Raw genomic sequence first — 22,681 nt, forward strand, 5'->3', positions numbered from 1 at the left:
CATTTTCCTCCCGGCGGACGCCGGTTGGAAGGTGTCCCGCTAACGGCGCTGGTAGGTTGTGCGCATGGAGTCCATAGCTGATCCAGCCTTGGCTGCCTGGTTGGATGGGATACGTACCGGCGAAAGCGTGCAGCCGTCACTCGAAACCATCCGTTTGCTGCGGAAGGACCGTGCCCGGCCGCCCGGCCCGGAACTTGCCCGCGTCACCGACGTCACCATCCCCGGAAGGCTCGCGCTTCGGGCCCGGCTGTACCGCTCTTCTGCCGGAATCCAGCCACTGACGGTGTTTGTGCACGGCGGCGGGTTCGTGTTCGGCGGGCTCGAGTCACACGACAGGCTCTGCCGCCGCCTCGCACTGTTGGCCAACACTGCGGTACTGGCGGTGGACTACCGGCTCGCCCCCGAGCATGCCGCGCCGGCGGCGGTGGATGACGTAGTGCGTGCCCTGGCGTGGGTTGCGGACGGTCCGGGGGAACTGGGGCCCGTCCGTCCCGGCGTCGGGCTGGCCGGTGACAGCGCCGGCGGCCTGATTGCTTTCCTGGCCGCAGACAGGCTGGCCGGTAACGCGTTGCAGCCTCAGTTGCTCCTGCTGGCCTATCCCAACGCCGACCTGGCCCTGGGCCTGCCCAGTGCCCGCGAAAAGGCTGAGGGATGGGGTCTGTCGGTGCGGGATCTGACGTTTTTCATTTCTCAGTGGGTGCCGGCGGCGTCCCCGGAGATGTTTGCCGAGTACAGTCCGTTGGCTGTCGCCGCTGTCGCCGTTGCCAGTGGACGGCGGTCGACGTCCGTGCGGACTCTGCTGGCTACTGCAGAGCACGATCCGCTGCGGGATGAGGGGCAACTGCTGGCTGAAACCCTGGTGCGCGGTGGAACCGACGTGGACTATGTGGCCCACCCCGGTTTGGTGCACGGCTTCCTGACCCTGGACACCGTGTCGCCGGCCGCCCGGCAGGCGGGTGATGCCCTGCTGCGGCGTTACGGGACGGCGCTGCGGCGCGTCAGTGACGCCAAGGGGTAAGAACGTTCCGATCCGGAGCTCACGCTCTAGGCGGAAAGCATGCTGATCATTTAGTCCCGGGGGCAGGGGATCGGTAACCTGTTGATGATGAGTAGCGCGAAAACTTCCCCGGAATCTGCCCCTAATCTGCATGCCAGCGGCATGGTGCGCGTGCGCGGAGCGCAGGAGAACAACCTGCGCAACGTCGACGTCGACATCCCGCGCGACGCGATTGTCGCCTTCACCGGGGTTTCGGGTTCGGGTAAATCTTCCCTGGCCTTCGGCACCATCTACGCCGAGGCTCAGCGGCGCTACTTCGAGTCGGTGGCCCCCTACGCGCGCCGCCTGCTCTCGCAGGGGCACAACCCCAAGGTGGAGGAAATTGCCGGGCTGCCGCCCGCCGTCGCCCTGCAGCAGCGCCGCGGAGCCCCCAGTTCGCGCTCCACCGTCGGCACCCTCACCACGCTCTCCAACTCGATGCGTATGCTCTACTCCCGCGGCGGCACCTATCCGGCAAACGCCGAACCAGGCAGCCTCGACTCTGATGCCTTCTCGCCCAACACCGCCGCCGGTGCCTGCCGGGAGTGCTCCGGACTGGGCATTGCGCATACCGTCACCGAGGAGTCCCTGGTACCGGATCCCAGCCTCAGCATCCGGGACGGCGCGATTGCCGCCTGGCCGGGTGCCTGGCAGGGCAAGAACCTGCGTGACATCCTCATCCAGCTCGGCTACGACGTCGACGTGCCCTGGAAGAAGCTGCCGAAGAAGGACCGTGACTGGATCCTGTTCACTGAAGAACAGCCGGTAGTCATGATCACCCCGCAGCGCGACCGCGTAGCCAAACCGTACAAGGGGCGGTTCTGGAGCGCCAAGAGCTACGTGATGCACACCCTCGCGGATTCCGGCAGCGCCCAGATGCGCGAACGGGTCCTGGCCTACATGGTGTCCGGTCCCTGCCCGGTCTGCGGCGGAGCGGGCCTGCGTCCCGAGGCTCTCGCCGTCACGTTCGCCGGCCGGAACATTGCCGAGTTGAACGGCGCCACCCTGGCGGAGCTGGCCGAAATCATCCGGCCGACGGCGGAACTGAAGTCTGCGGGCACCGCCTCCCGTGCGGCGGCCTCCAATGAAGACACTGAAGTTGCGGTAACCATTACACGGGACCTGCTGGGCCGGCTGGAGGTGCTGATCGGCCTGGGCCTCGGCTATCTCAGCCTCTCCCGCGCCACCCCCACCCTTTCACCCGGTGAAATGCAGCGTCTCCGGATCGCCACCCAGCTGCGCTCGGGCCTCTTCGGGGTTATCTATGTCCTGGACGAGCCCTCTGCCGGGCTGCATCCGGCCGACGCCGAGCCGCTGCTGACCGTGCTGCAGGAACTCAAGGACGCCGGCAACTCCGTGTTCGTGGTCGAGCACAACATGGACGTGGTGCGCAGCGCCGAATGGATTGTGGACGTAGGTCCCCAGGCCGGCGACGGCGGCGGAACCGTGCTCTACAGCGGACCGGTCGAGGGCTTGGCCGAGGTTGAGGAGAGCGCCACCCGTCCGTTCCTGTTCGGGGAAGCCGAAACAGCAAAGCCGGCCCGCCGTACGCCCGACCAGTGGCTGAGCCTGAAGGGAATCACCCGGCATAACCTGCGCGGACTGGACGCCGAGATTCCGCTCGGCGTGTTCACCGCGGTGACCGGCGTCTCCGGCTCCGGTAAATCCACCCTGGTCAGCCAGGTCCTGGCTGAAACGGTGGGCCGGCAGGTGAACGGCGTGCCGACCGAGCCCGAGGACCCGGAGGCTCCCGAAGAACATGATCCCGGGGCCCACGTGCGCAGCATCGCCGGACTGGAGCACCTGGATCGGCTGGTACGGGTGGACCAGCGGCCCATCGGCCGCACCCCGCGCTCCAACCTGGCTACCTACACCGGACTCTTCGATGCGGTGCGGAAGCTTTACGCCGGCACCGACGAAGCCCGCGCCCGCGGCTACAACGCCGGACGCTTCTCCTTCAATGTGGCCGGCGGACGCTGCGAAACCTGCCAGGGTGAAGGCTTCCTCGCCGTCGAACTGTTGTTCCTGCCCGGCACCTACGGCCCCTGCCCGGTCTGCCACGGCGCCCGCTACAACGAGGAAACCCTGCAGGTCACCTACCGCGGCAAGAGCATTGCCGACGTCCTGGCGATGCGGGTGGAAACCGCCGCCGAGTTCCTGGCTGACGTTCCGGCGGCAGCCCGGAGCCTGCGGACGCTGCTCGACGTCGGACTGGGCTACCTGCGTCTGGGCCAGCCCGCCACCGAACTCTCCGGCGGTGAAGCGCAGCGGATCAAGCTAGCCACCGAACTGCAGCGCGCCCGCCGCGGCCATACGCTGTTCCTGCTCGACGAGCCGACCACCGGTCTGCACCCGCAGGACGTGCAGCTGCTGCTGCGGCAGCTGAACCGGCTGGTGGACAACGGCAACACCGTGGTGGTGGTGGAGCACTCCATGAACGTGGTCGCCTCCGCGGACTGGGTCATCGACATGGGCCCCTCCGGCGGCGAGGAAGGCGGCCGGATCATCTGCGCCGGCACCGCCGACGACGTCGCCGCGTGCGATGCCAGCCGGACGGCACCCTACCTATCGGCGGCGCTCAAGCTGCTCCCGTAACCTAGGGCGCGGTGCGGAAACGTTCCCATGCGGATTGGCGGGACATCCCCAGCGACGCGCCGATGACGGCCCAGCTGATGTTCCTGTCCCGGGCCACTGACACCCAGCGCCGAAGATGCTCCTCCACTTGGTCCCGTGCTTCCGCCACCCGGGGGAGCCGTTCCAGCAACTCGTCATTGCTCAACGCCTCCCACGGCGTGGCCGGCAGCGGATCGGGATCCGCCGGGCGAGGGGTTTCCAACAGTTTGAGGGCCCCTTCCGCGCAGTCCCGGCAGATGGCTGCCGTGGGGGCCGCCGCCAATACTCCGGTTTCCTGCCGCGGCCGCAGGCAGAACGAACACATGAAGGGCTCGTTTTCCCGGTGATCACGGTCCGCGCCGCTCAGTTCAGAAGGCATGGCCCCAGTCTAGCCAGCGGTCCATCGAACCTACCCCTTGCGCTGTCAGGTAAGCCCTGACAGTATGTCAGGCATTACCTGACACCGATGAGGGGGAGCCGCGTGGCAACTGAACAACTTCCGGAGCCGGCGACGGCCCGGTCCCAGAGCGGACGCCCTTTCCGGTTCCTCGCCTCCACCGCCGCGGCGGAGGGGTTCGGCGACGCCCTGACCCGTACGGTCCTGCCCATCCTTGCGGTTGCGGTGCTGGGTCTGGGACCGGTATTTGTGGGTATTCTCAACGCCACCGGAATTGCAGCCTTCCTGCTGCTGGGCATGAGCGCCGGAGTGGCCGTGGACCGCATCGGCAAACCGCTGCTTGCGATGGGTTCAGCTTCCCTGCTGCGATGCGGAGTCCTGCTGTTCCTCGCAGCCGGCGTCTGGCAGGGGTGGCTCTCCGGACCCGGGCTGTTCGCTGCGGCCGTGCTGATCGGCATCGCGGACCTCCTTTTCACCACCGCCCATTCCACCGTTGTCCCGGTGGTGTCCGGACCGGAGGGAATGAAGCGGGCCTACTCCCGGCTGGCCATGATCAACCAGGCGACGACGGCCGGCGGCGCTGCGACGGCCGGCGCTGTCCTGGGCCTGGCGGGGATGCCGGTGCTGCTCCTGGCCGGTGCTGCGGCCTATGCCTCGTCCTGGCTGCTTCAACACGGAATCCGGCTGCCTGCGGCTGCGCCTGTTTCCGGGCGGCCCGCACGAGGGCGGGCACGCCGGGGTTTCGCCGCGCTGCGGCGCACCCCGGCGCTGCGGGCGTTGTCTCTGTCCGCCTGCCTGACGAATGCCGGCGCCATGGTGGGCAACACCGTCCTGCCGGTCTACGTGCTGCGAGACCTGGCTGTCCCGGCGTCGGCCTTTGCTGCACTGGGCGTGCTGTCCGCTCTCGGAGCCGTTTCCGGTGCTGCGGCCGCACCGTACCTCAGCGGCTGGCTGGGGCTGAAAGCGGTCAGGAGCGGTGCCGCCCTGCTGTCGGTGCCCGCCGTCCTGCTGGCGGTGTTCTGTTCCGTTCTCCCCGGTCCGGCGCTGGTGTGGCTAGCGGGCTCCACCCTGGCCTGGGGCTTCCTGGTGGCTCTGTCCGGCGTGGCCGGTGCGGAAGTGCTGCCGCGGACGGTACCGCGGAATGAACTGGCCACGGTGGGTGCTGCGCAACGGACGCTGACCCTCGGCGTGATGCCCGTGGCAGCGCTGCTGGCCGGGCTGGCGGCAGCGGCAGCGGGCACCCTGCCAGTGCTCTGGCTGTGGGCAGCGCTGGCCGGACTGGCCGCGCTGCCGGTCGCCTTCACCAAGTCGCTGGCCGGGTTCCGCTAGAAGGGCCAACCCGGCGTCGAGGACCTAATGACGGGATGACCCCGGACGGCGGAAACGCACATAGCTGTAAACAATCAGGGCCAGGCCGATGACACCCGACGCAATGAGAGTTCCACCGGTGACCCACCCGCCGGGCAGCCACCAGGAATCCTGCAGCGGCCACCAATGCGGCACCTGCCGCCAAAGCCCCCAGATCACGCCGGCGGCCATGACTGCCAGGCCGCCGCTGACAGTCGCGACAATCCGCGGCGTGGTCTGCACCCCCTGTGCGGCCGCACGGAAAGCGCGTGCTTTCACCGGATGCAGCCAGCGGTGGGCCCACGCATAGCGCAGGGACAGGACGGCCAGCCCGGCCACCACCATGAGCAGGCCCGGGCCGGGGAGCACCAGGGCGGCCAGGCCCAGGATCACCAGGGACCATCCGGCCACCTCAATGCCGGTGCGGCGCAGCCACGCTGGAATCCGTTCCGTCCTATTCATGGGGCCAGCTTTCCACACCAACCTGCGAGTTGGCCGCGCTGCCGCCCGCAACGACCCACAGGAGGGAACCGGGTATGGGCGGCAGGCGCCGTGGGTGGCAGACTGGGCCGGTGATCGCCCTCCTTTCGGCACCCTCGAACCTTGGCCTCCGCCCGCCGCAGACGGGCAGCGTACCCGGCTGTGCCAAGGCTCCGGAGGCATTGCGCGAGGCAGGGTTGTTCCGCAGCTTCCTGGACGCCGGCAGCATCGACGCCGGCGTGGTGCTCAGCGGCCGGTACGCCGCCGACTGGGTGCCGGGAGAGGGCCGGGTGCGGAACCAGGAAGCGCTGGTTGATCATGCAAGGCGCTTAGCGGACCGGCTGGGAGCGCTGCTCGACGACGGCGGCTCACCGCTGGTCCTGGGCGGGGACTGCAGCATCCTTTTGGGCGCCGGCCTCGCCCTTGCCCGCCGCGGCCGCTTCGGCCTGGTCCATGTTGACGGCCACACCGATTTTCGGCATCCGGGCAACAGCAGCGTCTGCGCGAGCGTGGGCGGCGAAGATCTGGCCGCCGCCGTCGGCCTGCACTGGCCCCGGCTCGCGGACCTCGACGGCTATGGACCCTACTTCGCCCCTTCCGACACAGTGCACATCGGCTGCCGGGACAACGATGAGGAACTCCACGAGGCAACTGCCCTGCTGGGAGCCACCATGCCGACAAGCCACGTCCGCAGCGCTGGTCCGGCGGCGGCAGCGGACCGGGCCGTAGCTGTTGCCGGCCGCGGCAGCAACGGATACTGGCTGCACATCGACGTGGACGTCCTGGACCCGGCCTACCTGCCGGCAGTCGACAGTCCCGATCCCGGCGGCCTCACCCCGGAGGAGCTGACCGAGCTGCTGCAGGCATTGGCCCCCGGGGCCGTGGGCGCAGAAGTAACCATCTTCGATCCGGACCTGGATCCGGACGGTGCCTACGCCCGCCTGCTGGCCGAAGTCCTTGCCGCAGGACTCCGGGACCTGGGCGCTGCCTCCGGGGATTAGCCGGCTGACGCTCCAGAGGCGACGCGCGGGGGGTATGCGCTTAACGCAGTGACCGGGAACATGGCGGCTACCCTGAAGTGTGCTTAGCGAACCTTTTCCCGCCACACAGCTGCTGCACGGTGTTCGGCTTCGGGTCGCGGACTTGTCCGACGCCGATGCGCTCGCCGCCGCCTACGACCGGAACCGGGCCTACTTGGCGCCCTGGGAACCGCTCCGGGAGGATACGTTCTTCACTCCTGCAGGCCAACGCTCGGTCATCCGGTCAAAGCTGGTCCAGCATGCCGCGGGAACGGAGGTTCCCTGGGTCCTGGTTCATCAGGAGCGGATCATCGGGACCATCACCCTCACCGGGATCGTCGGCGGTCCCTTCCAGTCGGCCAACCTCGGCTACTGGGTTGACGGCGACTACGCCGGACGGGGGATCGGCACAGCAGCGGTGGCGGCAGTCGTCGAATTGGGTCGAAGCCAGCTCGGGCTGCACCGGATCCAGGCGGCAACCCTGCTGGAGAACGCTGCGTCGCAGAGAGTCCTGGACCGCTCCGGGTTTGAGCGGATCGGCATGGCACCGGACTACCTGCGAATTGCCGGAGAGTGGCAGGACCATCTGCTCTTCCAGCGGATCCTTTAAGGGGGGAGCGATGCGAGGTAACCTGCGGGCCGCCCTGATCATCACGGAGCGCTTCACGCTGGAGCCTTTGGGTGTGCACCACGCGGCGGAAATGGCGAAGGCGTTAGCCGGCACAGCCATCTACAAGTACATCGGCGGTCAGGCACCGACAGCTGAGGAGCTGGAGAAGCGGTATGCCGCCCAATCGGTGGGATCCTCGCCGGACGGCCGTCAGACCTGGCTCAACTGGATTATCCGTGAACAGGGCAGAAGCATCGGATTTGTCCAGGCCACGGTGGAAGCGGACGGGCCGACGTCGGACGTTGCGTGGGTGGTGGGTGAGGCGTTCCAGGGCCGGGGTGCTGCCACCGAGGCCGCCCGAGCCATGGCCGCCTGGCTCCGGCACCACCAGCCATCGGTCCGGATCACGGCTTCCATCCATCCGGAAAACACTGCCTCAGCCTCTGTCGCCCGCCACCTGGGCCTCACCCCGACCGGCCATTTCGATGAGGACGGCGAAGAACAATGGGATGACTCCCTCCTAACGGCTTAAGGACGTAGCACCAACGAAACGGCAGGGCCTCGAAGCGTATCGAGGCCCTGCCTTTTCGATCGTGCGGTGACGCTGCCGGGTTAGCCGTAGGGTCTGGCGGAGGCGGCTTTAATATTCCAAGCGAGCTCTGCGAGCTTTGGAATTTCGTTGCCGCCGGAGTCAGGCCCGTAGGCGGGCCAAGCCGCTGGAACCAGCCAGGGGTGAACTAGTTCACCCGCACCGTCATCATGCCTTTCGGATTACTGTTCACGACGGTGATCTTCGTGCCCGTTCCGGCCACCACCACGCTTGCCTGCGGGTTCGCCGGATCGTAGTAGGCGTTCGGATTGGTGTCATCGAATACCGGAACGCCGGGACGGGACGGTGCCTGCAGAGTGGTCATCACGGTGGCGGTTTCCCGGTGCAGGAGGATCGGGTCGGTGGCTTCCTTGCCGAAGGTGGCATCGAAGCTCTGGATGCGGTTGCGGGCGATGGTGCCGTCGGACCACCGCAGGGTCTGCGGATGCGCATCAACCGGAAGGATCAGACCCGCACCCGGGTGCTGGCGGGTGTTGTTGTTCCGCTGTCCGGCGTTCCAGTAGGTGACCAGCAGGCCGTCCTGGTAAGGGTAGTGCTCCACCCGGTCCGGGGCGCTGACGGCCCAGCCGAAGTTGTACGGTCCGGTCCGCAGTGTGTCGTCATAACCCATGTACTGCCGGTTTTCGGCAATGTAGTAACGGCCGTTTCCGGCGGCATCCCGGGGCAGCGTAACCACCAGGGCCTGCTGTTTCTTGGTTGCGTGGAAGGCCGGGCCGAGTTTGTGGGTGGACTTTGTGCCGGCGGCCGCGGTGTCGTAGTCCAGCCAGCCGAGCTGCAGCTTTTCCCAGGCCCCCATGTGGTTCGGCGTGGTGCCGATGGTTCCGTCGCCGTGGCCCAGCCAGGAACCGGAGCTCATGAGCGTCCAGAATCCGGTGCTGTTTTCGCCGCCGCTGGTGTCGTAGAGATCCGGAAGGCCGAGGTCATGGGCGTACTCGTGTGCAAACACGCCGAGGCCGCCGTTTTCCGGTTCCGTGGTGTAGTCGCGGATCCAGACCTTGGAATCGCCGATCCGGATACCTCCGAACGGGTTGGTCGCGGGTCCCTGCGTGCCGGCGCCGGCCTGGCCCACTGACCAGCGGTGTGACCAGATGGTCGACGTCGGAGCGCCGGCCTCTTCGCCCTCGCCTGCGTGAATTGCCTGGAAGTGGTCGATGTAGCCGTCGGGCTCATCGAAGTTGCCGTTGTTGTTGTAGTCGTAGCGGTCCCACTGGTCGAACCCGGCCAGGTAGGCGTCAATGTCAGCGGCGCTCTTGCCGGCAGCAATCTGCGCTTCGTACCAGGCATCGGCGGCGTCCTGCACGAAGCGGGTCATGTCCTGCTGGCTTTCGGTCTCGCCGTAGCTGGCGGAGTTGTAGGGGACCGTAACCCAGTCGCTGACATCGCCGTCGACCGTGTAGCGGCCGCTGGACATCTCCTCATAGAGGGTTTTCAATGATTCTTCCTGCGGATCGAAGAACATATCGAGATAGTGCTGCCTGTCGAAGTCCGGCTCCCAGTACGTCGAGTTGTCCACCGCGCGGTTCGGTTCCGGAATCTGGTTGTGCTGCGGCCCGGCGGGCGCAGTAGGGAAGCGCGGATCCACCTGGTTGCCGAAATCGATGAGGAAGGACAGGATCTGGTCGCTGTCCTCCAACCCGTACTCCGCCCACTGCCCGGGCGCCACCTGCACGGCCTTCGAACCGCCGCGTGTCTGCACGGGCGCTTCTGAGCGGAGGACCTTTTCAATAGCCTGCTGGTTCAGTTGACGGCGTTCGTCGGCCGCGGGATCGGAACGGTCGTCTGCTTTGGCGGCGTTCCCGTCCGGCCCCGGTGCGGCGGAGAACCCGCTGGGAGCCGGCGCCGGTTTGGCCGGGGCGGCTACGGCCGCCACCGGGGAGAGGACAACGGCACTGCCGATGGCCAACACCAATGCGCACCGGAAACTCCGGTGCCTGTTTTCGTTTTTCAAGGCTTCCCCTTAGTGCAGCGTGTGAGTGAGGTGGGATTACGTTACGTTTTGGATGTCGCCTTTCGGGCGAGAAGGGCCGGTGTTTTTTTATTTGGGAAAAAGTGGAAGCAAAAGAACACCGAGGTCTTCCGGAATGGGACTTTTACCTGTAAGGGTGCCTAAGGGGACATTTACACGCACTATGAGGAGTTGTTTAGTTTGATGCATTCATCCGTCCGTCGCCGGGGTGCTGCCACCGCAGTCACCGCGGCCGTGGCAGTTACACTCGTGTCGATGACACCCGCAGCAGCCGCGCCGCCTGAGCATGCCGGCAAGGACCAGAAAACCAGTGTCACGGTTATGGGGACCTCCGACATGCATGGCTATGTCGAGAACTGGGATTATTTCAAGGACGGCGAATACGACGACGCCGCACACAACGACGTCGGATTGGCAAAGGTCTCCACTCTGGTGGACTCTGTCCGTGCTGACCGCGGCGTGGAATCCACCATGCTGATAGATGCCGGTGACACCATCCAAGGCACCTCCCTGACCGACTATTTCGCCAACACGGAGCCGATCACCGAGACCGGGGAAATCCATCCCATGGCTGCGGCAATGAATTCCATGGACTACGACGCCGCGGCGCTGGGTAATCATGAATTCAACTACGGCCTCGAATTGCTGCGCGAGTTTGAAGGCCAGTTGGACTTCCCGCTGCTCGGAGCCAACGCCGTAGACGCCGCAACGGACAAACCTGCCTTCACCCCGTACATCATCAAGACGGTCAAGACCAAGGGCAACAAACCCGTGAAGGTCGGGGTTCTGGGACTCACCAATCCCGGGGTGGCCATTTGGGACAAGAACAACGTTGACGGGAAGCTCGAATTTCCCGGCATCGTGGAGCAGGCACAGAAATACGTTCCGGAAATGAAGGCCCGCGGCGCCGACGTGGTGGTGGTGAGCGCCCACTCGGGAACCTCCGGCACCTCCTCCTACGGTGACGACCTGCCGCTGGAAAACGCCTCCACCCAGCTGGCTGAAACCGTGCCCGGCATCGACGCCATCCTGGTGGGCCATGCCCATCAGGAAATCCCGGAACGCTTCGTGGCCAACAAGACCACTGGCGAGAAGGTCCTGCTGACCGAGCCGCTGAACTGGGGCATGCGGCTGTCCGTAATGGACTTCGAACTGACCAAGGTGCGCGGGCAGTGGGACGTGACCTCGGCGTCGGCGTCCCTGTTGAACGCCAACACCGTCGAGGCGGACCCCGTGGTCTCCAAGCTGGTAGCCGAACAGCACCAGCGCGTGATCGACTACGTCAACACGCCCGTCGGCAATGCCACCGAGTCGATGCCCGCGGAGGAGTCCCGGTACCGCGACACCGCCGTGATGGACTTCGTGAATTCCGTCCAGGCCCAGGCGATGGACCGGGCGCTCGACGGCGGCCCCAACGCCGACCTGCCGGTGCTCTCCCTGGTGGCACCCTTCAGCCGCACCGCGGAAATTCCCGCCGGTCCGGTCACCATCCGGGACCTTGCCGGTTTGTACGTCTTCCCGAACACCCTGTTCGGCGTCGAAATGACCGGTGCACAGGTCAAGGAGTACCTGGAGTACTCGGCGAAGTACTTCACCCAGACCGCCCCCGGCGCACCGGTGGATCCCGCCACGCTGACCAATGCGGGCGGCACCCCCGACTACAACTACGACATGATGTCCGGCGTCGACTACGACATCGACATCAGCCGCCCGGTGGGGGAGCGCATCGTCAACCTGAGCTTCAACGGGGCTCCGGTGGATCCGGCCCAGCGGTTTGCCGTGGCAACCAACAACTACCGGCAGTCCGGCGGCGGGAACTTCCCGCACATTTCCACGGCTCCGGTGCTGGTGAACCAGCAGACGGAAATCCGGCAGCTGCTCATCGACTATGTGGTGGCCCAGGGGACCGTGGATCCGGCTGATTTTGCCGAGAACAACTGGCGACTGGTACGCAACGGGGTGCCTGTCTTCGAATAGCCGGGCGCCGGGCAGCTGACAGGGCCGGGATGGCCGGACCCAATCGTCCGGTTATCCGGGCGTGCCCAAGCCGAATTAGACAGCACGCTTAGGAAATCCAGCGGGTTTTGTCTAAGCTTAACTGCAGAACGCGCGGGCGCCTCGTGCTCCCGTTGCATGCACCGCTACGAAGGGACCAGAACCATGATCGGATTCATCATTGCAGGGCTTGTCATCGGAGCCCTCGCGCGGCTGATCAAGCCGGGCCGGCAGAACCTGGGAATCGTTGCGACTCTCCTTCTGGGCCTTGTCGGCTCCGTCATCGGCGGAGTCATCGCGAGCCTGCTGGGCACCGGCGACATCTGGGAGCTCAACATCCTTGGCTTCATCGTCGCCGTTGTCGCCGCCATCCTGCTGATCGGCGTCGCCGAGGGCGTTGCCGGGCGCGGCAAGGGCAACCAGGTCCGCCGCTAGACCGCACCATTAACCAAGCCGTCCCGGCACTCGACGCGTACAACGCGTTGAGTGCCGGGACGGCTTGGTTTAAGGCTGCTTTTTCAGCCGGAAACAATGCTCAGGGTTCGGGCCCGGTCTAGGCCGATACGGGCTGCCGGCTGCTCTGCCGTTGCGCCGGGAGTTCCGACCTCGGTGCGGCCTGGGCCTCACGATCTTGAATCTCCGCTTGAAGGGAGAGGTAGAACGCCAGAAGCCCTTCAACGAGGGGGCCGTCTTCAAGTTGGATAAACGCCTGATCGCACAGGGATTCAAGCGTGCTGTCCGTCATTGCGGAAAAGTCCGCAAACAGGTCAATGGAAACAATGGGACGTTGGGTCATTGAGCATCCTAAACAGAGGAACCCGGGCCCGCGTCTAAACCAAGGGATTACCACCCTAACCTGTTCGGCACCCTATGTAAATACGGCCGATAGGGGGAAGGTTCACTTAGATTGGGGCCATGGAAAATGACACCCGAGTGGAACCGCCCGAGACAGCAGGCGAACGTGAGACCCTGATCGGTTTCCTGGACTACTTCCGGGCCACAGTGCACCTGAAGGCGGCAGGACTCAGCGACGCCGACGGCGCCAAGCAGCTACTGCCGTCCCTCACAACGGTCTCCGGACTCGTTCAGCACTTGACCGACGTCGAGCAGTTCTGGTTCCTGGACCGGATAGACGGACAGCAGGGGGTGCCGACACGGTGGTCCGAAGAGGACCCGGACGGCGAGTTCCGCGTCTCCGAGTCAGACAGCCTGGCCGGGCTGCTCGCCGACTATGGCGCTGCCTGCAGCCGGTCGCGGGAAGTGTTGGCGCGGTACGACCTGGAGGACCGCTGCCGGGGCGGCAACGGGGGACAGAGCGTGCGCTGGGTGCTGGTGCACATGATTGAGGAAACCGGCCGGCACTGTGGACACCTGGACATTCTGCGCGAGCTGCTGGACGGCTCCACCGGCGACTAGTCCGTCAGGCGAGCACCGTCCGAACCGGATCTGGTCCAGTAGTACATCTTGACGAGTGCACCGCGCTGGCGCTGCTGCTCGGTCCGCACCGGATGGAATCCGGCCCTGCGCGCAACCGCCTCACTTAGGCTGTTTCCGTAAATGGTGCGCAGGGCGACCTGGGGAATGCCGCTGGCCAGTGCCCAGTCGCTGAGTCCACGCGTGGCGGCAGTGGCGGCGCCTCGGCCGCGGCCGGAGGGCAACAGTGCATACATAAGCTCCGGCGTGCCGTCCACCGTGGATGAGATTCCCGCTGTGCCCAGCACCTCATTGCCCTCCCGCAGCGAGTACCGGGCCAGGAGGCTCTCGCCGCGGGCTTCCGCTGCCCGGCTCATACGGTAACGGGCCCGATCCTCGCTGAGGTCCGGCGGGAAAAGGGTCCAGCGGATGACGTCGCCGTCCCTGGACAGGGCCTGCTCAAGGCGCCAGTCCGCCGCCGTCAGGATGTGGAGGGTGAACCTCCCCACCTGGATTGTGTCCGGGGTCTGCGCGAGAAGTGGCATCCGCCATTATTGCGCCCTCAGTCAGGGCTACCCAACCCCTCAGGCAGGTTCCGCGTGTCCGGCCACGGGAACTGCTTCCAACAGGGTCTTCAGCCCCGCGTAGATGCCCGGTGTGTCGTGGTCCACGGAAACGGCAGAGGCTCCGTGCAGCCCGGTGATGCGGACGGTCAGATCACACCCGTCTCCGGCTTGTTCCAGGGTGTATTCGAGGACACCGGGAGATTCGCCGGCCACCGTTCCATCCCATTCCGGGTTAAAGGTCAGGGCCAGGCGTACGGGGGCCTCCACTGCCAGGACCGTTCCGGTGATCAGGTCCTCGCCGTCGTAGCGGAAGGCATAGGAGCTGCCCTCCGCCAACGATCCGGTCAGGACCGAGTCCCACATCCAGGCCTTCGGGGTGTCGGCGGCAGTCAACTCTGCCCAGATCCGGCCGGGAGGTGCTGCGATGTGCGTGCGGTAGATCGTCGAAGCTGTCTCGTCCATAGTGGATCCGCTTTCCTGTGGGGTGGCACTACCGGGTGCCGTCGCGGGTGACGATAATCCATACATGCCCGAACCGCTATCCCTCCGCCCACGTACCGCCCAGGACCTGGACACCATCATCAGTTGGATTCCCGACGACGCCGCGCTTTTGATGTTTGCCGGCCCCCGGCTGTCGTGGCCGCCAACCGGTGCACAGTTCGCGGAACCGGCTGCCGTGCCGGGACTCACCTCTTGGGTAATGTGTGCCGGGCGGACACCGCCGCTTGGGCATGCCGAGCTGACCGTACGGAACGGGCACGCGCATATTGCTCGGGTCATCGTAAACCCGTTATTTCGGGGGCAGGGGCTTTCGAAACGGTTGATGCGGATGGTCGTGGGACGAGCCCGCGCCCAGGGCGCCCGGAGCGCGGGGTTGAGGGTCATCAAGGGGAACACCGTCGCCCTGCGGGCCTACCAACAGCTGGGTTTCGTGATCGATCCACGCGGGGAAACCGCGGAGGCCTGGGTGCTTGAACTGGATCTGGGGGAGCCGGCAGCCAACGGTTAGGCAACGGGCGCCGTCCCGTGCATGGCGGTGCGGGCAGGCCGATGCCACACTGCTGGTACTGTAAGACGCCGGGATTTTTCGGGTTAGGTAATGGGGGACGAGATCAGAACAACAGCCACCGACGAACAGAGCACCGCGCTCCCACGTCATTTGTCGTCCTCGCATCGGGCTCCGCGCCGCACCAACCGTGCCACATTCACGTGGGTGTTGGTCGCCCTGGTTTGCTCCGCTGCCGGGTTTGGGACAGTCGTGGCAGTCCGGGGAGCCGGAGGCCTCGTCGGATGGGGCAGCTTGGTTCTGTTGGCCGGGATGATCATGCTTACTCCCGTAGCCAGGTCTTTTTCGCTTCGGATCCTGCTCGGCATCATCGGATTGGCCGGTATCTCCCCGTTTCTGTGGTGGATCAAAGCCGACGTGCTGTTTACGGACCGGGGCACTATCCTTCTGGCGCTGGCAGCGGGGGCCCTGTGCGGTTCAGCCGGCGCCGGGGCTGTCAGGGGCTTGTCCCTGCGGAGGCTGCTGCCGGAGTTCCGTTCCATGGACGCCCTCCCGATCCTTGCCGGCGCTGCGTCTACCTGGGTTGTCCATAATTACCTCTTGTCCAGAAGCCTCGACTCCACCCTGTTCCTCCTGACGCGGTCGTGGGATTTTGCCCCGCACTTCAACATGTTCAACATGATCCGGAACCACGGCTCAGTGATCGCGGTGCTTCCGCCGGCATTCGACGGCAGCGCGTGGACCGCCTCAGCCTATCCGCAGGGGTATCACGCCCTGCTGGCGTCCCTCGCGGAGATTTCCATGGGCAATGAAGCCATGGACGTTGCCGGTGAAGCTACCCTGTTCCTCAAGCTTGTAGGGGTCAGTTCCATCCTCGGGACCGTTCTGGTGGTTTCGGCGCTGACTGCCCTGCCGGTATTCCGGCGCCGTCTGGCAGTGACGGCACCGTTGACGGCGTTGGCGTGCGCCGCCTGGGTCGTGGGCCCGGGAGGCATCCCGGTGTTCAACGCGTTCCCCAATTTTGGACTCGCCGTGGCCCTCTCCATTGCTGCCATAGCGCTGGTACACCTGCGGACACTCCTGCATCCCCTTGTCTCGTCAGCGGCTTTGGTGCTTGCCGTCGTAGGAGTGGCACACGGCTGGATCCTGCTGCTCGTCCTTTGCCTCCCGGCGGTTATCGTCTATGCCGCGTATCTGCTGTCGCACCGCCGCGACTGGCGCTGGCCGGAACTCACGGGCCAGGTATTGATTATCGGCATCGGCCTTGCAGGCGTACTGGCGGCGGCCTGGCAGCTTCGGAAAATGTCCGCCGGGGAAGTGCTGAACACTGATGGCGGGATGCATGAAACGGATCCCGGCCTGACCCTCATTTTCGTTTTCGCGACTGCCGCGGTGGTCTGGGCGCTGGCAGCGTCACGCGGGACCCGATCCCGCACCATGCAGAGGCATTCTGCCTGGCTTCTGGCCACACCGCTTTACGCGGCCGTGCTGCTCATCGCCTTGGCGGTGTTCCAGCTGACAAGCGCTGACGAGATCACGTATTACTTCCACAAGTCGATGCTGGCAGTGGAACTGGTTGCGGTGGTCTGCGCAGTCATTGGCGCCGGTGAACTTCTACTCCCGCGGATCCGCGCAATGGCGGATCGGCGTACGGTTACCGCGGCATCCGTCCTTGCAACGCTCTGTGCCACCCATTTCTTTGGTGCCCCGTACACGGGCCTGGACGAAAAGGGACTGAAGGCCTCGGCATTTGGCTCGGAGGTTGCTGTCAACCAGGACAAGTCACTGTCCGGGCCGCTCCCTAAGCCAATCGAGAAGCTTGAGGCCATGGCCGTTCCAGGCAGGCAGCCGTTTATCTATGTCGGGCACGATGTCGGCACTGATCCGCTGCTGATGGCCCAGTGGTCCCTGACGCTGCAGGGTATCTGGTCAGAAGGCGTCCAGCCGGCAATTCCCATGCTGAAGCCGTTGTACAAGGGCCCGAACCAGGTACCCAACGCCGTCGAGCCGATCCTGGAGTCCTCCATGGACCTTGACGTCGTTGTGGACCCGGAACTGGTGGCTCCCCTTCAGGAGTGGCTGCCGGAGCATGCCCACCGGATTACCACCTGGAAGCAGTAGGGAAGCAGTAGGGAAGCAGTAGGGAAGCCTGCCCGGGGCAGTACCCGCTAGCGGCCGCGGTGGCCGGCGGATTTGTCCTCAGCCGGCTTTTCCTCCAGCGGGTCCGGATCGAGGAAGGCCACGGTGAGGACAGCGGCGGTCTGCTCGATCTGCCACTCCCGGGCACCGAGTTCGCGCAGCGCGGCGCCCACGGTCTCCAGGTTGATCTCGGCAGGCGGCCGCCAGGCCAGACGCCGCAGATGGTCCGGCGTGAGCAGGTTCTCCAGCGGCAGGTTCAGCTTCTCGGCCAGCGCGGTGAGCCGCGGTTTGGCGGTCTGCAGGCGGGCAGCGGCAGCCGGATCATTCTTGGCCCAGACGCGGGGAGGCGGCGGGGCATGGGTCGGGATATGCAGCGGGGGCAGGTCCGCAGTAGAGCGCGCCGCGGAGATGCAGCGGAGCCAGCGCGGTGCCTCCTTCTGCGCGGCACGGCCGTGGAAGCCGGGGGTCTTGAGCAGCTGCGGCACCGTCGTCGGCATGGCCCGGGCGGCGGCGACAATAGCGGAATCCGGAATGAGCCGGCCGGGGGCGGTGTCCCGCAGTTCGGCCAGGTGCTCGCGTTCGGTCCAGAGTTCGCGGACGGCGGCCAGCTGGCGGCGGTCCCGGAGCTGGTGCATGCCGGAGGTGCGGCGCCAGGGATCCACCCGCGGGGGCGCCGGCGGAGCGGTACGGATGGCTTCGAATTCCTCCTCGGCCAGTTCCAGCTTGCCGGCTTCCTCCAAAACGCGGATCAGTTCCAGGCGCAGCTCGGCGAGGACCTCGACGTCGAGCGCGGCGTAGCGCAGCCACGGTTCGGGCAGCGGGCGGGTGGACCAGTCCGCAGCCGAATGTTCCTTGGCCAGCGAGAAGCCGAGCAGGGTTTCGATGACGGCGGCCAGGCCCACGCGGGGCAGTCCGGCGAGGCGGGCCGCCAGTTCGGTGTCGAAAAGCTTATCGGGCCACATGCCCAGGGCCGAAAGGCAGGGCAGGTCCTGGGTTGCGGCATGCAGGATCCACTCGACGCCGCTCAGGGCCTCGTTGATGATGCGCAGGTCGTTGAAGGCTTCCGGATCGATCAGCCAGGTACCGGCACCTTCGCGGCGGATCTGGACCAGGAACGCGCGCTGGCCGTAGCGGAATCCGGAAGCGCGTTCGGCATCGACACCGGCCGGGCCGGTGCCCGCGGCCAGGGCGGCGGCGGCCCGTTCGAGGCCGCGCTGGGAATCAATGACCAGCGGCACGCCGTCCCGCGGCATTTCCAGCACCGGAATCGGCTGTGGCTCCGGCTGTTCCCCGGCTGAAGCGGGTGTGGTGCTGGACTGGTTTTCGGTCGTGCCGGGTATGTGCGCGGTCATAAGGATTCCATTCTACCGAGGAAGCCAGCGGCTGCGGACAGCGGGGACAGCCCACGGGTCCGCGCCTGCGGCAGGTGCGGCGCTCAGCTCCGGCGTCGGCCGGGAAGGGGGGTGACGCCGTCGGGCAGCGGGGGCAGGCCGGCGAAGGTGCAGACCATGTCCGACCAGGCTTCCAGATGGGACTGCACGTCGGCGTCGGCCGGAGTCCAGGAGGCGCGGAGTTCAATGTCGATCGAATCATCCCGGCGCTCGAGGGTGCCGTAACTCTCCGACAGCACCCGGGTGGCCGTTCCGCCGGCCATGGAGTATCGGGCGTTGTGCTGCTCCAGCGCTTCCACCAGCCAGGTCCAGGCGACGGAGCCGAGCAGTTGGTCATTGCCCATGTCCGGTTCCAGTTCGGCGCGGATATAGGTGACGATGCGGAAGGTGCCGTTCCAGACGGGGGAGCCGGCGGGATCGTGGAGCAGGATGAAGCGTCCGGTGGCCAGCTCCAGCTGGTCGGGGACCGGCGGTGCGGCGGGTCCGTGCAGGCTGCCCGGACCGACGGGGCCGGGAGCCAGAACCTCGGCGCCGAGGGAGACGGCATACGGGGCCAGCCGCGTGGGTGCCGGAATTTCTTCCAGCTTCAGCTCCGCCCGGCAGGCCGCCCGGCGCAGGGCACCGAGCGCGGTCAGGAAATCCGGGGGCACCTGGGACAGGTCACCTATTGCACTCACCTCCGCAGACTACGGGCTGTGCAGCGCCGGGGGCGGGGCAGGCTCGCCGCTGTGGCCGTTTCGTTACCTGCCGTCCATGCCGCGCAAGCGGCCGGACAGCAGGCAACGGAAGGCTCAGCGTGCGGCCAGCGGTGCCGGATCCGCAGCGACTTCGCGGGCGATGGCCGCAGCGAAGGCATCAACATCATCCTCGGAGGTATCGAAGGTGCACATCCAGCGCACCTCACCGGTGGACTGGTCCCAGTCGTAGAACCGGAAGTCGCCGCGCAGCCGGTCGGCGACACCGGCAGGCAGCTTGGCGAAGACAGCGTTGACCTGGCTGGGCTGGGTGATTTCCACCCCGTCGATCTGCTCGACGGCGGCTCGCAGACGACTCGCCATGGCATTTGCGTGCGAGGCCGAGCGGTGCCACAGGTCCGTACCGTACAGGGTGACGAACTGGGCGGAGATGAACCGCATCTTGGAGGCCAGCTGCATGTTCATCTTGCGCAGGTAGTCCAGTCCGGGGGAGGCTTCCGGGTCGAAGGTGATGATGCATTCGCCGTACATCATCCCGTTCTTGGTGCCGCCCAGGGAGAGGATGTCCACGCCGGCGTCGGCGGTCATTTCCTTGAAGGACACGCCCAGCGCTGCGGCCGCGTTGCCCAGCCGGGCGCCGTCCATGTGCAGCTTCATTCCGCGTGCGTGGATGTGGTCCGCTATCGCGGCGATCTCCTCCACTGTGTACAGCGTGCCGAGCTCGGTGGACTGGGTGATGGAAACGGCCAGCGGCTGCGCGCGGTGCTCGTCGCCCCAGCCCCACGCCTCACGGTCGATCAGCTCGGGCGTGAGCTTGCCGTCGTCGGTCGGGATGCCCAGCAGCTTCATGCCGCCGATCCGCTCCGGTGCGCCGTTCTCGTCCACGTTGATGTGCGCCGTCGTCGGGCAGATGACCGCACCCCAGCGGGGCAGCAGGGACTGCAGGGCGGTGACGTTCGCGCCGGTGCCGTTGAAGACCGGGAACGCGCGGATGTGGTTGCCGAACTGGTCGGTCAGGACCTCTCGCAGCTTCGCGGTGTACACATCTTCGCCGTAGGCCACCTGGTGGCCCTGGTTCGCGGCGGTCAGTGCGGCGAGGATTTCCGGATGGACACCGGAGTAGTTGTCGGAAGCAAAAGCCTTAATTGCGGTGTCGTGCAGGGGGAGTATGTCAGTCACGGTTCCTAGTATCTCTTACGTTGATGTAGTTCAGGTCACGTCGACGGTACGAGGCGAATCCGCTGCCCGTTGACCTCTGCGGCATCCTGCTGGAAGAGCCGGACGACGGCGGCCGCCAGGTCCGCGACGTCGGTGTAGCCGGGGAACCTGCGGTCCGGGGCTGCGGCGCGCTCAGCGGAGTCCACCAGAGCCTTGACCACGAAGACGACGGCGGCGGCGCGCTGGGGTTCCGGGTTATCCTTCCGTCCGGACTGGGCGCCGCGGAACCCTGCAGCGATGGCCCGGACCCAGGCTTCGGCCGCGGCTTTGGCAGCCGCGTATCCCGCGCCGGCGGCCGTGGGGGACTCCACCGCCGTGGAGGAGACGATCGCCAGCCGTCCGCCCGGGGAGGCCTCGAGCTGGTCGTAGAAGCTGCGGCTGACATTTCGCAGGGTGCGCAGGATGTTCGTTTCCAGGAAGTCCCAGTCCTGCTCGCTCTGGGAGCCGATGCCGGTGCCGGCCCGCCAGCCGCCCACGAGGTGGATCAGGCCGTCGATCCCGCCGTAGATATCCTGCATGTCGGCCGCCAGGGCCGCCACTTCGCCGGCGTCGCTGAGGTCGCAGGTGCGCAGGTCGGCGTCGTACAGGTGGAACAGCGTGTTCTCGAGCCGTGCAGCATCGCGGCCAACCGCAACCACCTTGGCACCCCCCGCCTCCAGGGCTTCGCAGACGGCGGTGCCCGAGGGGCTCCCGGCGCCGGCCACCAAGACGGTCCGGCCCTTCAGCGGGGCCGCGGCTGCCGTGCCGGGTTCAGTGCTCATTCGGGGGTGCCTCCCGTGCTGTAGCCGGTGATCCCGGCCGTGGATTCGATCACCGGGGCCATCTTCTTGGACAGGGCTTCGTAGAACATGGAGAGCGGGAATTCGTCGTCGAGCACCTGGTCGGTAAGGCCGCGCGGCGGTCCGTCCAGCGGCAGGGCCTGCGGGCCGCGGGCCCAGACCGAGGCCGGGTTCGGCGTCAGTGTTCCTGCCACCAGATCGTACGCCGCCAGCCAGTGCGCCGTCTTGGGCCGGTCGATGGAACGCCAGTAGAGTTCCTCGATTTCGGCACCGAGCCGGACGACGACGTCGGCCGCTTCCTCCCAGTCGATGCTGAGCTTTCCGTCGGTCCAGTGGAGTACGTGGTTCTGGTGCATCCAGGCGAAGAGCAGCTGGCCGCCGAGGCCGTCGTAGTTGCGCACCCGGCTGCCGGTGATCGCGAAGCGGAAGATGCGGTCGAAGATCACTGCGTACTGCACCAGCCGGGCGTGCCGGCGGGTTTCCTCGGGGGCGTCCTCGTTGCGCTGGATCTTCACGGCTTCGCGGAACGCGGTGAGGTCGCAGCGCAGTTCCTCCAGGGAGTAGAGGAAGTAGGGCATGCGCTGCTTGATCATGAACGGATCGAACGGCAGGTCCCCGCGCATGTGCGTGCGGTCGTGGATGAGGTCCCACGTGATGAAGGTTTCCTCGGTGAGCTGCTGGTTGTTCAACAGTTCGGCGGCCTCGGCCGGCAGCTGCAGGGAGGTGATGTCCGCGGCGGCGGCCAGGACCTTGCGGAAGCGGGCGGCCTCGCGGTCGGCGAAGATGGCGCCCCAGGTGAAGGCGGGGGTTTCGCGCACGGCCACGGTTTCCGGGAAGAGCACGGCGGAGTTGGTGTCGTAGCCCGGGGTGAAGTCCAGGAAGCGGATGGGGACGAAGAGCCCGTTCGAGTACTCGCCGGCCTCGAGCTCGGCGACAAACTCAGGCCAGATGACCTCGATCAGCACGGCTTCCACGAGGCGGTTGGTGCTGCCGTTCTGGGTGTACATGGGGAAGACCACCAGATGGGACAGTCCGTTCACGCGGTCCCGCTGCGGGGCGAAGGCCATCAGTGAATCCAGGAAATCCGGTTCCTTGTCCAGTCCGCCGTCCACCCAGCGCTCAAAGTCTTCCACCACCAGGCGCAGGTACCCGGCGTCGTGCGGGAAGGCCGGCGCCAGGGCCGTGACGGCAGCGGCAATGGTTCCGATCAGTTCGACTGCCTGTCCGTGGTGTTCCGGATCCACGGAACCGTTCTTGTTCTGCAGGGGCTGCAGGGCCGTGGCCGCCGCCTTCAGCGCCTTCCAGGCTTCGGATTCCTCGGGCCGGACGTCGGAGGTAACGGCGGCGAAAACCGGGCGGGAGAGTGAGGGGAAAACTGGGGAGGACATGGTGCAGTGCCTT

22 protein-coding genes are annotated in these 22,681 nt (G+C 66.4%); 11 read left to right on the plus strand and 11 right to left on the minus strand.

Annotated features, from left to right (window positions below; genetic code table 11):
• Positions 1–64: 64 nt before the first annotated feature.
• Both N2K99_RS06840 and uvrA read left to right on the plus strand, forming a co-directional pair.
• A complete protein-coding gene (locus N2K99_RS06840; protein ID WP_227922393.1) occupies positions 65–1,018 on the plus strand; it encodes an alpha/beta hydrolase fold domain-containing protein in 954 nt (317 codons plus the stop codon).
• Positions 1,019–1,105: 87 nt separating this feature from the next.
• Positions 1,106–3,631, plus strand: a complete 2,526-nt coding sequence (gene uvrA / locus N2K99_RS06845; protein ID WP_227933294.1) for an excinuclease ABC subunit UvrA — start codon at positions 1,106–1,108, stop codon at positions 3,629–3,631.
• Position 3,632: 1 nt separating this feature from the next.
• On the opposite strand, the gene N2K99_RS06850 is transcribed toward uvrA, so the two are convergent.
• On the minus strand, positions 3,633–4,028 hold the full coding sequence (locus tag N2K99_RS06850) for a ClpX C4-type zinc finger protein (RefSeq protein ID WP_227933295.1): 396 nt from the start codon (positions 4,026–4,028) through the stop codon (positions 3,633–3,635).
• A 102-nt stretch (positions 4,029–4,130) separates the two neighbouring features.
• Between N2K99_RS06850 and N2K99_RS06855 the strand changes: the two genes are divergently transcribed.
• Positions 4,131–5,375: an MFS transporter gene (locus N2K99_RS06855; RefSeq protein ID WP_227933296.1), complete on the plus strand. Its 1,245-nt coding sequence runs from the start codon at positions 4,131–4,133 to the stop codon at positions 5,373–5,375.
• A gap of 24 nt (positions 5,376–5,399) precedes the next feature.
• On the opposite strand, the gene N2K99_RS06860 is transcribed toward N2K99_RS06855, so the two are convergent.
• Entirely contained in the window at positions 5,400–5,855 is a 456-nt protein-coding gene (locus tag N2K99_RS06860; protein ID WP_227922381.1) for a PGPGW domain-containing protein, read from the minus strand.
• 110 nt (positions 5,856–5,965) lie between these two features.
• On the opposite strand from N2K99_RS06860, the gene N2K99_RS06865 reads away from it, so the two are divergent.
• The 3 genes from N2K99_RS06865 (at position 5,966) to N2K99_RS06875 (ending at position 8,034) form a co-directional block, all read left to right on the plus strand.
• Positions 5,966–6,874 (plus strand): arginase family protein, encoded by a 909-nt coding sequence (locus N2K99_RS06865; RefSeq protein WP_227933297.1) that lies wholly within the window; start codon positions 5,966–5,968, stop codon positions 6,872–6,874.
• 79 nt (positions 6,875–6,953) lie between these two features.
• Entirely contained in the window at positions 6,954–7,502 is a 549-nt protein-coding gene (locus N2K99_RS06870; RefSeq protein ID WP_227933298.1) for a GNAT family N-acetyltransferase, read from the plus strand.
• Positions 7,503–7,512: 10 nt separating this feature from the next.
• Complete coding sequence (locus N2K99_RS06875; RefSeq protein WP_227933299.1) at positions 7,513–8,034, plus strand: GNAT family N-acetyltransferase; 522 nt, start codon at positions 7,513–7,515, stop codon at positions 8,032–8,034.
• A gap of 205 nt (positions 8,035–8,239) precedes the next feature.
• Here the strand turns inward: N2K99_RS06875 and N2K99_RS06880 are convergent, their stop codons facing one another.
• Positions 8,240–10,060 (minus strand): immune inhibitor A domain-containing protein, encoded by a 1,821-nt coding sequence (locus N2K99_RS06880; protein ID WP_227922372.1) that lies wholly within the window; start codon positions 10,058–10,060, stop codon positions 8,240–8,242.
• A gap of 273 nt (positions 10,061–10,333) precedes the next feature.
• Between N2K99_RS06880 and N2K99_RS06885 the strand changes: the two genes are divergently transcribed.
• Both N2K99_RS06885 and N2K99_RS06890 read left to right on the plus strand, forming a co-directional pair.
• Positions 10,334–12,055, plus strand: coding sequence for a bifunctional UDP-sugar hydrolase/5'-nucleotidase (locus N2K99_RS06885; RefSeq protein ID WP_227922369.1), 1,722 nt, complete (start codon positions 10,334–10,336; stop codon positions 12,053–12,055).
• A 183-nt stretch (positions 12,056–12,238) separates the two neighbouring features.
• Complete coding sequence (locus N2K99_RS06890; protein ID WP_227922367.1) at positions 12,239–12,508, plus strand: GlsB/YeaQ/YmgE family stress response membrane protein; 270 nt, start codon at positions 12,239–12,241, stop codon at positions 12,506–12,508.
• A 118-nt stretch (positions 12,509–12,626) separates the two neighbouring features.
• Here the strand turns inward: N2K99_RS06890 and N2K99_RS06895 are convergent, their stop codons facing one another.
• The gene (locus tag N2K99_RS06895; protein WP_227922365.1) at positions 12,627–12,869 is read right to left on the minus strand and encodes a hypothetical protein; all 243 of its coding nucleotides are present in this window, start codon (positions 12,867–12,869) and stop codon (positions 12,627–12,629) included.
• A gap of 119 nt (positions 12,870–12,988) precedes the next feature.
• On the opposite strand from N2K99_RS06895, the gene N2K99_RS06900 reads away from it, so the two are divergent.
• Positions 12,989–13,489, plus strand: a complete 501-nt coding sequence (locus N2K99_RS06900) for a DinB family protein (protein ID WP_227922363.1) — start codon at positions 12,989–12,991, stop codon at positions 13,487–13,489.
• Here the strand turns inward: N2K99_RS06900 and N2K99_RS06905 are convergent.
• Positions 13,486–14,031 carry a GNAT family N-acetyltransferase gene (locus tag N2K99_RS06905; protein WP_227933300.1) on the minus strand — a complete coding sequence of 182 codons (546 nt, stop codon included), beginning with the start codon at positions 14,029–14,031 and terminating at the stop codon, positions 13,486–13,488. The genes N2K99_RS06900 and N2K99_RS06905 overlap by 4 nt on opposite strands.
• 39 nt (positions 14,032–14,070) lie before the next feature.
• A complete protein-coding gene (locus N2K99_RS06910) occupies positions 14,071–14,514 on the minus strand; it encodes an SRPBCC domain-containing protein (RefSeq protein WP_227922356.1) in 444 nt (147 codons plus the stop codon).
• A gap of 64 nt (positions 14,515–14,578) precedes the next feature.
• On the opposite strand from N2K99_RS06910, the gene N2K99_RS06915 reads away from it, so the two are divergent.
• Positions 14,579–15,061, plus strand: a complete 483-nt coding sequence (locus N2K99_RS06915; RefSeq protein WP_227922353.1) for a GNAT family N-acetyltransferase — start codon at positions 14,579–14,581, stop codon at positions 15,059–15,061.
• Positions 15,062–15,376: 315 nt separating this feature from the next.
• Positions 15,377–17,179 carry a hypothetical protein gene (locus N2K99_RS06920; RefSeq protein ID WP_227933301.1) on the plus strand — a complete coding sequence of 601 codons (1,803 nt, stop codon included), beginning with the start codon at positions 15,377–15,379 and terminating at the stop codon, positions 17,177–17,179.
• A 47-nt stretch (positions 17,180–17,226) separates the two neighbouring features.
• On the opposite strand, the gene N2K99_RS06925 is transcribed toward N2K99_RS06920, so the two are convergent.
• From N2K99_RS06925 to N2K99_RS06945, 5 genes are all read right to left on the minus strand, one after another.
• Positions 17,227–18,549 (minus strand): HRDC domain-containing protein, encoded by a 1,323-nt coding sequence (locus tag N2K99_RS06925; RefSeq protein WP_227933302.1) that lies wholly within the window; start codon positions 18,547–18,549, stop codon positions 17,227–17,229.
• An 83-nt stretch (positions 18,550–18,632) separates the two neighbouring features.
• A complete protein-coding gene (locus N2K99_RS06930; protein ID WP_227922807.1) occupies positions 18,633–19,256 on the minus strand; it encodes a DUF3000 domain-containing protein in 624 nt (207 codons plus the stop codon).
• Between the two features lie 123 nt (positions 19,257–19,379).
• Positions 19,380–20,462 carry a low specificity L-threonine aldolase gene (locus N2K99_RS06935; protein ID WP_227933303.1) on the minus strand — a complete coding sequence of 361 codons (1,083 nt, stop codon included), beginning with the start codon at positions 20,460–20,462 and terminating at the stop codon, positions 19,380–19,382.
• A 35-nt stretch (positions 20,463–20,497) separates the two neighbouring features.
• The gene (locus tag N2K99_RS06940; protein ID WP_227933304.1) at positions 20,498–21,262 is read right to left on the minus strand and encodes an SDR family oxidoreductase; all 765 of its coding nucleotides are present in this window, start codon (positions 21,260–21,262) and stop codon (positions 20,498–20,500) included.
• Positions 21,259–22,668 carry a DUF6421 family protein gene (locus N2K99_RS06945; RefSeq protein WP_227933305.1) on the minus strand — a complete coding sequence of 470 codons (1,410 nt, stop codon included), beginning with the start codon at positions 22,666–22,668 and terminating at the stop codon, positions 21,259–21,261. The genes N2K99_RS06940 and N2K99_RS06945 overlap by 4 nt, the downstream gene beginning before the upstream one ends.
• Positions 22,669–22,681: the final 13 nt, after the last annotated feature.

The sequence above is a fragment of the Arthrobacter sp. zg-Y1110 genome (genome assembly GCF_025244865.1).
Taxonomy (GTDB): domain Bacteria; phylum Actinomycetota; class Actinomycetes; order Actinomycetales; family Micrococcaceae; genus Arthrobacter_B.

Bases quoted from the DNA above. Each gene is read 5' to 3' on its own strand.
- N2K99_RS06850 (WP_227933295.1), bottom strand. From the start codon at position 4,028: ATGCCTTCTGAACTGAGCGGCGCGGACCGTGATCACCGGGAAAACGAG.
- N2K99_RS06900 (WP_227922363.1), top strand. From the start codon at position 12,989: ATGGAAAATGACACCCGAGTGGAACCGCCCGAGACAGCAGGCGAACGT.
- N2K99_RS06890 (WP_227922367.1), top strand. From the start codon at position 12,239: ATGATCGGATTCATCATTGCAGGGCTTGTCATCGGAGCCCTCGCGCGG.
- N2K99_RS06875 (WP_227933299.1), top strand. From the start codon at position 7,513: ATGCGAGGTAACCTGCGGGCCGCCCTGATCATCACGGAGCGCTTCACG.
- N2K99_RS06915 (WP_227922353.1), top strand. From the start codon at position 14,579: ATGCCCGAACCGCTATCCCTCCGCCCACGTACCGCCCAGGACCTGGAC.
- N2K99_RS06905 (WP_227933300.1), bottom strand. From the start codon at position 14,031: ATGCCACTTCTCGCGCAGACCCCGGACACAATCCAGGTGGGGAGGTTC.
- N2K99_RS06840 (WP_227922393.1), top strand. From the start codon at position 65: ATGGAGTCCATAGCTGATCCAGCCTTGGCTGCCTGGTTGGATGGGATA.
- N2K99_RS06945 (WP_227933305.1), bottom strand. From the start codon at position 22,668: ATGTCCTCCCCAGTTTTCCCCTCACTCTCCCGCCCGGTTTTCGCCGCC.
- N2K99_RS06910 (WP_227922356.1), bottom strand. From the start codon at position 14,514: ATGGACGAGACAGCTTCGACGATCTACCGCACGCACATCGCAGCACCT.
- uvrA (WP_227933294.1), top strand. From the start codon at position 1,106: ATGAGTAGCGCGAAAACTTCCCCGGAATCTGCCCCTAATCTGCATGCC.
- N2K99_RS06860 (WP_227922381.1), bottom strand. From the start codon at position 5,855: ATGAATAGGACGGAACGGATTCCAGCGTGGCTGCGCCGCACCGGCATT.
- N2K99_RS06925 (WP_227933302.1), bottom strand. From the start codon at position 18,549: ATGACCGCGCACATACCCGGCACGACCGAAAACCAGTCCAGCACCACA.
- N2K99_RS06885 (WP_227922369.1), top strand. From the start codon at position 10,334: ATGACACCCGCAGCAGCCGCGCCGCCTGAGCATGCCGGCAAGGACCAG.
- N2K99_RS06920 (WP_227933301.1), top strand. From the start codon at position 15,377: ATGCTTACTCCCGTAGCCAGGTCTTTTTCGCTTCGGATCCTGCTCGGC.
- N2K99_RS06940 (WP_227933304.1), bottom strand. From the start codon at position 21,262: ATGAGCACTGAACCCGGCACGGCAGCCGCGGCCCCGCTGAAGGGCCGG.
- N2K99_RS06895 (WP_227922365.1), bottom strand. From the start codon at position 12,869: ATGACCCAACGTCCCATTGTTTCCATTGACCTGTTTGCGGACTTTTCC.